Source organism: Staphylococcus edaphicus (assembly GCF_002614725.1).
In the GTDB taxonomy this organism is placed as follows: domain Bacteria; phylum Bacillota; class Bacilli; order Staphylococcales; family Staphylococcaceae; genus Staphylococcus; species Staphylococcus edaphicus.
The window spans coordinates 75,703-88,248 of record NZ_MRZN01000002.1; the positions used below are offsets into that span (position 1 = coordinate 75,703).

At 33.7% G+C, this 12,546-nt stretch carries 9 protein-coding genes; 8 read left to right on the forward strand and 1 reads right to left on the reverse strand.

Annotated features, from left to right (window positions below; genetic code table 11):
* Positions 1–46 precede the first annotated feature (46 nt).
* Together pheS and pheT are read left to right on the forward strand one after the other, a co-directional pair.
* A complete protein-coding gene (gene pheS / locus BTJ66_RS01900; RefSeq protein ID WP_099089307.1) occupies positions 47–1,105 on the forward strand; it encodes a phenylalanine--tRNA ligase subunit alpha in 1,059 nt (352 codons plus the stop codon).
* Positions 1,105–3,507 carry a phenylalanine--tRNA ligase subunit beta gene (gene pheT / locus BTJ66_RS01905; RefSeq protein ID WP_099089308.1) on the forward strand — a complete coding sequence of 801 codons (2,403 nt, stop codon included), beginning with the start codon at positions 1,105–1,107 and terminating at the stop codon, positions 3,505–3,507. Before pheS ends, pheT begins: the two co-directional genes overlap by 1 nt.
* Before the next feature lie 111 nt (positions 3,508–3,618).
* On the opposite strand, the gene rnhC is transcribed toward pheT, so the two are convergent.
* On the reverse strand, positions 3,619–4,551 hold the full coding sequence (gene rnhC / locus BTJ66_RS01910; protein WP_099089309.1) for a ribonuclease HIII: 933 nt from the start codon (positions 4,549–4,551) through the stop codon (positions 3,619–3,621).
* 309 nt (positions 4,552–4,860) lie between these two features.
* Here rnhC and zapA point away from each other — a divergent pair, with 309 nt between their 5' ends.
* The 6 genes from zapA to uvrC all read left to right on the forward strand — a co-directional run bounded on the left by zapA (position 4,861) and on the right by uvrC (position 12,305).
* On the forward strand, positions 4,861–5,130 hold the full coding sequence (gene zapA, locus BTJ66_RS01915; protein WP_099089310.1) for a cell division protein ZapA: 270 nt from the start codon (positions 4,861–4,863) through the stop codon (positions 5,128–5,130).
* Entirely contained in the window at positions 5,127–5,648 is a 522-nt protein-coding gene (locus tag BTJ66_RS01920; protein WP_099089311.1) for a CvpA family protein, read from the forward strand. Before zapA ends, BTJ66_RS01920 begins: the two co-directional genes overlap by 4 nt.
* 118 nt (positions 5,649–5,766) lie before the next feature.
* A complete protein-coding gene (gene polX, locus BTJ66_RS01925) occupies positions 5,767–7,479 on the forward strand; it encodes a DNA polymerase/3'-5' exonuclease PolX (protein WP_099089312.1) in 1,713 nt (570 codons plus the stop codon).
* A 9-nt stretch (positions 7,480–7,488) separates the two neighbouring features.
* A complete protein-coding gene (locus tag BTJ66_RS01930) occupies positions 7,489–9,837 on the forward strand; it encodes an endonuclease MutS2 (RefSeq protein ID WP_099089313.1) in 2,349 nt (782 codons plus the stop codon).
* Between the two features lie 81 nt (positions 9,838–9,918).
* Complete coding sequence (trxA, locus tag BTJ66_RS01935) at positions 9,919–10,233, forward strand: thioredoxin (protein WP_002483634.1); 315 nt, start codon at positions 9,919–9,921, stop codon at positions 10,231–10,233.
* A gap of 284 nt (positions 10,234–10,517) precedes the next feature.
* Positions 10,518–12,305 (forward strand): excinuclease ABC subunit UvrC, encoded by a 1,788-nt coding sequence (gene uvrC, locus BTJ66_RS01940; RefSeq protein WP_099089314.1) that lies wholly within the window; start codon positions 10,518–10,520, stop codon positions 12,303–12,305.
* Positions 12,306–12,546 lie beyond the last annotated feature (241 nt).

Genomic DNA, 12,546 nt, shown 5'->3' on the forward strand with positions numbered 1-12,546 from the left:
AAATTAGAAAATAACTATTTAAAAAATACGAGTAGGAGGGCTAAGTATGGTACAAACAGAAGCAATGGCCGAGATTAAACAACAGGCGTTAGTTGATATAAATGAAGCTCAAAATGAAAAAGCGTTACAAGATGTAAAAGTTAAATACTTAGGAAAAAAAGGTTCAGTAACTGGATTAATGAAACATATGAAGGATTTACCAAATGAAGAAAAACCTGCATATGGTCAACAAGTGAACGAAGTGAGACAAACGATAGAAAAAGAAATTGAAGTGCGTCATGAATTATTGGCTAATGAACAATTGGAACAGCAATTGACAGAAGAAAAAATTGACGTTACCTTACCTAGTCGCAAAATAGCAATTGGCGCCAAACATCCACTGACAAGAACAATAGAAGAGATTGAAGATTTGTTCTTAGGTTTAGGTTATGAAATCGTTGATGGTTTTGAAGTTGAACAAGATTATTATAACTTTGAAGCATTAAACTTACCTAAATCACATCCTGCGAGAGATATGCAAGATAGTTTTTATATCACTGATGAAATTTTAATGCGTACACATACATCGCCGGTGCAAGCTAGAACTATGGAAACACGTAAAGGTCAAGGTCCAGTTAAAATTTTGTGCCCTGGTAAAGTTTATCGTCGAGATTCAGATGATGCGACACATAGTCACCAATTCACACAAATTGAAGGCTTAGTCGTTGATGAAAATATCAAGATGAGTGATTTAAAAGGGACTTTAGAATTATTAGCTAAGCAATTATTTGGTGAAGATAGAGAAATTCGATTACGTCCAAGTTATTTCCCATTTACTGAACCTTCAGTTGAAGTAGATGTATCTTGTTTTAAATGTAAAGGTGAAGGTTGTAATGTGTGTAAACACACTGGGTGGATAGAAATACTAGGTGCTGGTATGGTTCATCCAAATGTACTTGAAATGGCAGGTTTCGATTCAAATAAATACACAGGCTTCGCGTTTGGTATGGGACCTGACCGAATTGCAATGTTGAAATATGGTATTGAAGATATACGTCATTTCTATACAAATGATGTGCGTTTCTTAAGCCAATTTAAAGCAGTAGAAGACAGAGGTGAAAAATAATGTTTATTTCTAAAGAATGGTTAGAGTCTTATGTAGAAATTAATCAACCCATCAATGTACTTGCAGAACGTATTACACGTACCGGCATTGAAGTAGATGATATTATAGATTATACAAAAGAGATTAAAAACCTTGTCGTTGGTTATATTGAATCTAAAGCAGCACATCCGGATGCAGATAAACTTAATATATGTCAAGTTGACATTGGAGAAGCGGAACCTGTACAAATCGTCTGTGGTGCCCCGAATGTTGATGCTGGTCAAACTGTCATCGTCGCTACAGTTGGAGGTCGATTACCAGGAGGAGTGAAAATCAAACGTGCTAAATTGCGTGGTGAGCGCTCTGAAGGTATGATTTGTTCATTACAAGAAATTGGTGTGCCTAGTAATTTGGTACCAAAACAATTTGAAGATGGTATTTTTGTATTCTCAACTGATGTTAAACCAGGTACAGATGCATTAAGTGCTTTATACCTAAATGATCAAGTGATGGAATTTGATTTAACTCCAAATAGAGCAGATGCGTTAAGTATGATTGGTACAGCATATGAGACTGCTGCATTATACAATGTGCCAATGACGAAACCAGAAACACAGAGCAAAGAAATCAGTGGTCAAACAGCAGATGAAATTAGTGTCGAAATTCAAAATGAAAGCAAGGTACCATACTATAGTGTACGTGTAGTAAAAGATGTCACAATTGCACCATCACCAGAGTGGATGCAAATGCGTCTGATCAAAGCAGGTATTCGTCCAATTAATAATGTTGTCGATATTTCTAATTACGTTTTAATTGAATATGGCCAACCATTACACATGTTTGATCAAGAACAAATTGGTTCGAATCAAATCACGGTACGACAAGCTAAAGCAGATGAAAAAATGACGACCTTAGATGCTCAAACACGTCAACTAAAAGAGAATGACATCGTAATAACGAACGGTGAAGCACCTATAGCTATTGCTGGTATAATGGGTGGAGATTTCTCTGAAGTCACAGAAACAACGAAGGATGTTGTAATAGAAGGCGCAATCTTTGATCCAGTATCAATCAGACACACTTCACGCCGATTAAATCTAAGAAGTGAAGCATCGAGTCGTTTTGAAAAAGGTATCGCAACAGAATTTGTAGACGAAGCGGTTGATAGGGCATGTTATTTATTACAAACCTATGCAAGTGGTTCAGTGACACAAGGACGCGTATCACAAGGTGATTTAGGAGACTTTGTGACACCAATCGATATTTCAGTTACAAAAGTTAATCAAACCATTGGATTTGAACTTGGCGCTGAAGACATTGAAGCCATTTTTGTACAATTAGGTTTTGCTACAACGAGCAATGGAGATGTTCTGACAGTTATGGTCCCTTCACGTCGTAAAGATATTTCAATTAAAGAAGATTTAATTGAAGAAATTGCACGTATATATGGCTATGATGAAATTCCTTCAACATTACCTGTATTCAATCATGTGACACACGGTGCTTTAACGGACAGACAAGCTAAATCCAGAATAGTGAAAGCAACATTAGAGGGTGCAGGTTTAAACCAAGCCATCAATTATTCGCTTGTCGATAAAGAGAGAGCCAAAGATTTCGCACTGCAAGAACGTGAAACCATCGACTTATTAATGCCTATGAGTGAGGCGCACGCAACATTACGACAAAGTTTGATTCCGCATTTAATTGATGCAGTTACTTATAATGTTGCACGCAAAAATAATCATGTGCGTTTATATGAACTAGGCAGAGTTTTCTTTGCCAATGGTGAAGATGAACTGCCAGACGAAGTAGAATATTTAAGTGGTATTTTAACAGGTGATTATACAGTTAATCAGTGGCAAGGTAAAAAAGAAGAAATTGATTTCTTCATTGCTAAAGGTATGGTTGACAGAGTAGCTGAAAAATTAGATATCCAATTTGAATATGAAGCAGGAGAAATAAATGGACTACACCCAGGTAGAACAGCATATGTTAAGTTGAATGGAGATATTGTAGGTTTCGTAGGTGAATTGCATCCAAAAATTGAAAAAGATAATGACTTAAAACGTACCTATGTATTTGAATTAAACTATGATAAATTAATGTCTGTATCTGTTGGGTATATTAACTATCAACCAATCCCAAGGTTCCCTGGTGTTTCAAGGGATATCGCTTTAGTAGTAAATCGAGCTACACCGTCAGCCAAATTAGTAGATACGATTCATGAGCATGGTGGCAATATTTTACAAGATGCAGAGGTTTTCGATGTTTATGAAGGTGAACATATGGCAGACGATGAAAAATCAATCGCAATACGTTTAGCTTATTTAGACACTGAACAAACACTAACAGATGATAAAGTGAACGCTGTACATGAAGCAATCTTAGATGCATTGAAAGCTGAAGGTGCAACGATTAGATAAATTACCAAAACTGTTATTTAAAATAGCATAATATAAATTACAATATGAATTTTTGATTTCTAATTCTTAATAAAAACAGCTATCATCCTTTGAGGGATGATAGCTGTTTTTTTATTTATGACGCTTCTTATGAACTAAAGCTTCAGCCTTTGTACGATTGGCAAAATGTTTTTTTGAAATAGAATCAAGATAATCTATGCCACTACGTTCGATTATTTTTGCTGCAGTTAAATCCACTTTATTGCTCGCACCTTTTGGGATTTCCATGTTAACTGAGCGTGATAAACGATCCATATGTTTTACGAAGGCATATCGTGAAATAATACTTGCTGCAGCTATAGCAATGGATTTTGATTCGCCTTTAGTTTCAAATTTAGTTTTACTAATAAATGGTAAATCACTTAGAGCATAACGTTTATAAACATCTGCCTTGGCAAATTGATCTATGACGATATAATCTAAAGCACTAGTGTCGATTTTTTGAGTCACGTTCTTGATAGCTTCATTATGCAATACAGCTTTCATTTTAACTTGTGACCATCCTGCCTTTTGTTTGTCGTTATATTTCTCATTATCCATGACGAGTAATGAATGAGGAATAAACGTAACGAGTTGTTCTGCTATGGCTACAATTTTTGCATCTGTTAATTTCTTAGAATCATCGACGCCTAACGTTTTTAATATTTGCACATTTTTCTGTGAGACATAGGCAGCACATACAGTGAGCGGACCGAAATAATCACCACTTCCTGCTTCATCACTGCCAATGCATTGGAAATTATTGTATGAAATTGTTTGTTTTGATGTTGAGGTTGCTTTAGGTGATGATTGTGACTTCACTTTGTTAGGTATTAATTGTGAAGCAATACGTTCTGCATCTTTACCTTGGAACATGACCTTATTCGAATTATATATTGAGATGGATGTACTTTTGTATTTTGTTTTTGCCTTCATACCTTGTGATAGATTTGAAGTATCAAAAGGTATTTTTGATATTAATTGGTTGATTTCTGAATGCGTTAATTGATGTACAACGTTTGTCATGTACGAGACCTCACTTTATATATGTATAACTTATGTATCAAGACATTGAACATCATACCATATGTAAGACGTGGTGTTAGGTGATAAACTTACATCTTTATAAGCGATAGCACAAAATATTTATTATTATTGACAAAAATGGAATAAATAACAAATATTTCTTATATAACAATTCTCACCTCTTACAAAATAATATTATGTCGTGTATAATGGTTCGTGATAAATAATCTAAAAGACTAAATTACATACTTAATTGAAACAATTAGAAAATAAGTTCGGAAATATATATTAAAAGTCAGGAGTTATTATATGGGTGAGTTTAAAAATCGGATTAACGTAACAATTAATGATCAACATTACACTATTGTTGGAGAGGACAATCCTGAGCATATCCGTTATGTAGCACATTTAGTAGACGAAAGACTCAAAATGTTAGCCAGTAAAAGTGCTGGTCTAGATACGACGAGAAAGGCAATATTGACTGCTGTCAATATTATGCATGAAAAAGTACAACTGGAAGAGGAAAACTATCGTCTGCAACAAGAAATAAAACAGTTAAAAAATAGTGAAGATAAATGATTTTAGATTTGCTGGTCGTAATCATTTTTCTTTATATTGGAATGATTGGTTTTAGAAGAGGCGCTTGGCTGGGGGCATTACATTTAGGATCAACAATATTTTCAGTTTGGGTAGCTCAAAAGTTCTATCACCAAATAGCACAGCGTTTAGAATTATTTATACCATTTCCAAAAACACGTGCATTTGATTTGAATTATGCGATTCATTTTGATAATATACATCAACGCTTTGATCATATTATTGCATTTTTAATCATTGCGACGCTTACTAAAATTATTTGTTATGGCATAATAGTTGTTTTTGATAATATTTTAAAATTTAAAAGACCTAATTTCTTGAGCCGTATGATTGGTACAGTGATGAGCTTGGTTTCTTCAATTATTATCAGTGCTACGTTATTATATGCTATTGCATTGTATCCTTTAGAAATAGTGCAGAATCAATTCATAAATGGGGAAATCTCAGAATTTTTAATATTACATATGCCCTATATATCAACTTACATACTGAATATTTAACGTGGTATGGGTGATGAGTTAGTATGGTTTTATAAAATATAGGAGGTCAGGACATCATTAATTTACTGAAGTAGTGTTGCAGTAATCTGTCTTGACCTTTTTTTATGGAGTGAAAATAATGACTAAAAAAGATATTATTCAGCTGTTAGAAAAAATAGCAACTTACATGGAGTTAAAAGGTGAAAATACGTTTAAAGTTTCTGCTTATAGAAAAGCTGCACAAAGTCTTGAAATTGATGAACGTCCACTAGATGACATAGAAGATGTTACCGAATTAAAAGGTATTGGTAAAGGTGTTGGCGAGGTGATTAATGAATATCGTCAATCAGGTACGTCTACAACCTTAGATGCTTTACAGCAAGAAGTACCGGAAGGGCTAATTCCTTTATTAAAAATACAAGGGCTTGGAAGTAAAAAAATAGCTAAATTGTATAAAGAATTAAACATAGATGGCAAAGAAGCATTGCAAATTGCTTGTGAACAAGGCAAAGTAAGCGAGTTAAGTGGATTTGCTAAAAAAACTGAACAAAATATACTTGAAGCAGTAAAAGCATTAGGTGCTAAAAAAGAAAAATACCCAATTGATCAAATGCGTGGATTAAATGGTAAAATTAATGACTATTTAGCCAACGTGGAAAATATAGACAAATACGAAGTTGCTGGAAGTTATAGAAGATATAAAGAAATGAGTAAAGACTTAGATTATATTGTGAGTACAGACAGTCCTCATGCAGTACAACAAGCTTTATTGAAAATGCCGAATATAGTTAAAGAAGTAGCAGTTGGTCAGACAAAAGTATCACTTGAATTGGCATATGATGATGAAACGATAGGCGTTGATTTTAGATTAATAGAACCGTCGGCTTTTTATCATACATTACAACATTTTACAGGCTCAAAAGATCATAATATTAGAATTCGTCAATTAGCTAAAGAACAAGATGAGAAAGTAAGTGAGTATGGTATTGAACAAAATAACGGCAAAATGATTCAATACCAGAGTGAGCAAGCAATTTATGAACATTTTGGCGTGCATTGGATTGAGCCAGCTCTAAGAGAAGACGGAAGCGAATTTGATAAAGATTTATCTCAAATTATTCAATTATCAGATATTCAGGGCGATATGCACATGCATACGACATATAGCGATGGTGCATTTAGTATAGAGGATATGGTGAAAGCAAACATTGCTAAAGGCTATCAATTTATGGTAATTACTGACCATTCTCAAAGTCTGAAAGTTGCGAATGGCTTATCAGTAGAACGTTTATTACGTCAAAATGAAGAAATTAAAGCCTTAAATAAAAAGTATAAAGAGATTGACATTTACTCCGGTATAGAAATGGATATTTTACCGGATGGGCAATTAGACTATGATGACGAGGTACTGGAACAATTAGACTATGTTATTGCTGCGATACATCAAAGTTTTAATCAGTCACAAGAAGAAATTATGCGTCGATTAGAGCATGCTTGTCGTAATCCATATGTACGTCATATTGCACATCCCACTGGTCGCATTATAGGAAAACGTCCTGGTTATGAACCAGATATAGATAGATTATGTCAACTTGCAGAAGAAACGCATACGATTTTAGAAATAAATGCCAATCCAAAACGGTTAGATTTAAATGCTGAAACGGTTAAAAAATATCCAAATATACAACTCGCAATTAATACTGACGCACATCACATAGACCATTTAGAATTTATGAAATATGGTGTTGCAACGGCACAAAAAGGGTTTGTTACAAAGGATAGAGTTGTTAATACAATGTCTCGAGAGGAATTTAAGTCATTAATTGAGAATAATATTAAATTGAAGAAATAGAGGGATTAGATGAGACAGAAATCTTTAAATGTCTTAGAATTCGATAAAATAAAAGCGTTAATAGAAAATGAAACAATCAGTGATTTAGGTAAAGAAAAAGTCGTAGACATGTCACCTGCGACTGATTTTAATACGGTTGAATTTCAAATGAATGAAACAGATGAAATTTCACAAATTTATAATAAACAGCGAATGCCTAGCTTGAGTGGGTTAGCTAAAATATCAACCTATGTTCACAGAGCAACTATAGGTGGCGTTCTAAGTGTTAATGAATTAAATATCATTAAACGATTAATACAAATTCAAAATCAATACAAAACATTTTATAATAATTTGATAAATGAAGAAGAAACAATTAACTATCCAATATTGAACGATAGAATGGAGCAATTGCCGGTATTAACTGATTTATATCAAAGTATACATCAAAAATGTGATGCATATGATTTATACGATAATGCAAGTTATGAGTTGCAAGGTATCAGAAGTAAAATCTCTAGCACAAATCAAAGAATCAAACAAAATTTAGACAAGATTGTTAAAAGCCAAGGCAATCAAAAGAAACTTTCTGATGCCATTGTCACAGTGCGTAATGAGCGTAATGTCATACCAGTCAAAGCAGAATACAGACAAGACTTTAATGGTATTGTTCATGACCAGTCTGCTTCAGGACAAACCTTATATGTGGAACCATCATCTATTGTAGAAATGAGTAACCAAATTAGTCGCTTGAAAAATGATGAGGCGATTGAACGAGAACGTATTTTAACTGAACTAACGGTAGAAGTGGCTGAAGAAGCAGAAGCATGTTTGGTTTCGGAAACGATTATGGGCCAAATTGATTTCTTAACAGCTAAAGCGCGTTATGCACGTTCAATTAAAGGTACGAAACCTCAATTCACAAAGGATAGAACGGTTTATTTACCAAAAGCATTTCACCCTTTACTTGATAAACGTACAGTCGTTGCTAATACAATCGAATTTGCAGAAGATATTGAAACGGTTATAATCACAGGGCCTAACACAGGCGGTAAAACGGTAACATTGAAAACGTTAGGTTTAATTATTGCGATGGCTCAATCAGGCATACTTATTCCAACGCTAGATGGCAGTAAACTAAGTATTTTTGAAAATGTATATTGTGATATTGGTGACGAGCAATCAATAGAACAGTCACTCTCAACATTTTCATCACACATGAAAAATATTGTTGAAATATTGCAAGATACAACTAAAAACAGTTTAATATTATTTGATGAATTAGGTGCAGGTACTGATCCAAGTGAAGGCGCAGCATTGGCGATGAGTATTTTAGATTATGTTCATGACATAGGTTCATTAGTAATGGCTACAACACACTATCCTGAGCTAAAAGCTTATAGCTATAATAGAGATGGTGTGATGAATGCAAGCGTTGAATTTGATGTAAATACATTAAGCCCAACATACAAATTATTAATGGGTGTGCCAGGTCGTTCAAATGCATTTGATATCTCAAAAAAACTAGGCTTAAATATGAAAATAATTCAGAAAGCCAAATCTATGATTGGTCAAGATGAGCAGGAAATTAATGAAATGATTGCCTCCTTAGAATCCAATTCCAAACGCGTAGACGAACAACGCATTGAATTGGATTACTTATTAAGAGAAGCTCAGGATACGCATGATGCATTGGCGAAACAATATGAACAATATCAAAATCATGAGAAACAGTTGTTGAATGAAGCAAAAGAAAAAGCAAATCAACGTGTGAAGTCTGCTACTAAAGAAGCGGATGATATATTAAAAGAACTGCGTGAATTGAGAGATCAAAAGGGTGCCGACGTAAAAGAACACGAGCTCATTGATAAGAAAAAACAACTTGACGATCAATATGAAGCCAAATCTCTGAAACAAAATGTTCAAAAGAAAAAATGGGATGAAATCAAAGCTGGTGACGAAGTGAAAGTACTTACTTACGGCCAAAAAGGTGAAGTCATAGAATTGATTGATAAAAATGAAGCTGTTGTTCAAATGGGAATTATTAAAATGAAATTGCCTCTAGAAGATTTAGAAAAAACGAAAAAAACCAAAACAGAGCCAACGAAAATGATTAAACGTGAAAATCGTCAAAGTATAAAAATGGAATTAGATTTACGTGGTTATCGTTATGATGAAGCAATGGTTGCAGTTGATCAATATTTGGATCAAGCTGTTCTAAGTAATTATGAGCAAGTTTACATTATACATGGTAAAGGAACAGGTGCATTACAAAAAGGTGTGCAAAATCATTTAAAACGACATAAAAGTGTGGCATCATATAGAAACGGTATGCCAAGTGAAGGTGGATTTGGTGTAACCGTTGTAGAATTAAAATAATCGTGAGCAAGAGGTATGCAGATTTGCATAAAGTCTGTTATAATTTCTTCATCATTTGAAATTTAAGGAGGATTGGCAGTTATGGCAATCGTAAAAGTAACAGATTCAAACTTTGATGAAAATATTCAATCAGGGGTCAATTTAGTAGATTTTTGGGCAACATGGTGTGGCCCATGTAAAATGATTGCTCCAGTATTAGAAGAACTAGCTGGCGACTATGATGGCAAAGCTAATATTTTAAAACTAGATGTAGATGAAAATCCATCAACAGCTGCTAAATTTGAAGTTATGAGTATCCCAACTTTAATCGTATTTAAAGATGGCGAACCAGTAGACAAAGTAGTAGGTTTCCAACCTAAAGAAAACTTAGCTGAAGTAATCGAAAAACACTTATAATAAATTAAGCTCCTTCGAGAGTGAGACAGAAATCTGATGATACTCAAAAGATTTTGTTGTCCCACCCTTTTAAGGATAACTAGAATTGAAAAAGAGGCTGGGACGAATTTATTATGTCCCAGTCTCTTTTCAATTTCTGCAATAATCAATCCATTGTGAAACATAGCGATGCTATTTTATAATATAAATAAGCGCAAATGAAATTTATTTTGATATCATAAACGGAAAGGTCGTTTAATAAAGTATTGGAATTTAAAAATATTAATGAAAGGAGGCGGCACATCATGGAAGCATACCAAGAAAAAATCAAACAAAAGCTGACTGTCGTACCAACAGAGCCAGGTTGCTATCTAATGAAAGATCGTAATGACCAAATTATATATGTAGGTAAAGCGAAGAAACTTAGAAATAGATTAAGGTCTTATTTTACAGGTGCACATGACGCAAAAACAACGAGACTAGTCGGTGAGATTAGAAACTTTGAATTTATTGTAACGTCTAGTGAAACGGAATCGTTGTTATTAGAACTAAATCTAATTAAACAGTATCAACCACGTTATAATATTCTATTAAAGGATGATAAGAGTTATCCCTTTATTAAAATAACTAAAGAAAAATATCCTAGATTAATTGTAACCCGTACAGTGAAAAAGGGTAGTGGTAAATATTTTGGACCATATCCCAATGCGTATTCAGCACAAGAGACCAAAAAGTTATTAGATCGTATTTATCCATTTAGAAAATGCGATAAAATGCCGGATAAATTGTGTCTTTATTATCATATTGGACAATGTTTAGGCCCATGTGTATACCCAGTTGATTTAGAAAAATATGCTGAGATGACAAAAGAAATAACAGATTTTTTAAATGGTGAAGATAAAACGATTTTGCATAATTTAGAACAAAAAATGCAAGAATCTAGTGAATCATTAGATTTTGAACAAGCTAAAGAATATAGAGATTTAATACAACATATCCATAACCTAAATAAAAAACAAAAAATCACGTCTTCAGATAATACGATAAGAGATGTGTTTGGCTATAGTATTTCAAAAGGATGGATGTGTATTCAAGTGTTCTTTATTAGACAAGGCAATATGATTAAACGTGATGCAACTATGATTCCACTTCAGCAGACGGAAGAAGAAGAATTCTACACGTTTATTGGTCAATTCTATGATTTAAACCAGCATATTTTGCCAAAAGAGGTACATGTGCCTAAACATTTAAATAAAGAGATAATTCAATCTGTAGTCGATACGAAAATTGTTCAACCGTTAAAAGGTAAAAAGAAAGACATGGTTGATTTAGCAAATCATAATGCTGAAGTCACGCTTGAACACAAATTTGAACTCATTGCTAAGGATGAATCTCGTACAGTTAAAGCAATTGAGGAGTTAGGCGATGTGATGGGCATTCAAACACCAATAAGAATAGAAGCTTTTGATAATTCTAATATACAAGGTGTAAACCCTGTTTCAGCAATGGTTTCTTTTATTGATGGTAAACCAAATAAAAAAGGTTATCGGAAGTATAAGATTAAGACAGTTGAAGGCCCAGATGATTATAAATCAATGCGCGAAGTAATACGTAGACGCTACACCCGCGTGTTGAATGAAGGTAGCCCACTCCCAGATTTAATTATTGTAGATGGTGGTAAGGGGCATATGAGCGGTGTCATCGATGTTTTGGAAAATGAATTAGGCTTAGACATACCTGTTGCTGGTTTAAGAAAGAATGATAAACACCAAACTTCAGAAATATTATACGGTGAACAAGCAGAAGTTGTACCTATGAAAAAAAATAGTCAGCCATTTTATTTATTGCAAAGAATTCAAGATGAAGTACATCGGTTTGCCATTACATTCCATAGACAAACAAGACAAAAGACTGGATTGCAGTCAGTACTTGATACCGTAGATGGTATTGGTGCCAAACGCAAGACAACATTATTACGTACATTTGGTTCAATTAAGCGAATGAAAGAAGCAAGTGTAGAAGATTTAAAAAATGCTGGCCTTCCTCAAAATGTGGCTGAGAATCTTCATCGCGCCTTATCTAGCGAATCATAGATTTAACTTTGTGGCATGAGAATCATTCTCATGCCCAATTTTTATTTAATTAGTGTTACAATAATAAATAACAGGAATTCTTTTTTTACATGTATATGGAAGCGTTTTCTAATTGAGAATGTTCTCACTAACTTTTATTTTTAAACTGGTATGACTAAGTCTTGATATTCTCAACGATGTTTAAAAGTTATGCAATGTTATTGTGTTGTAACAAATATATAGCACAAAAAAATTATTGCCT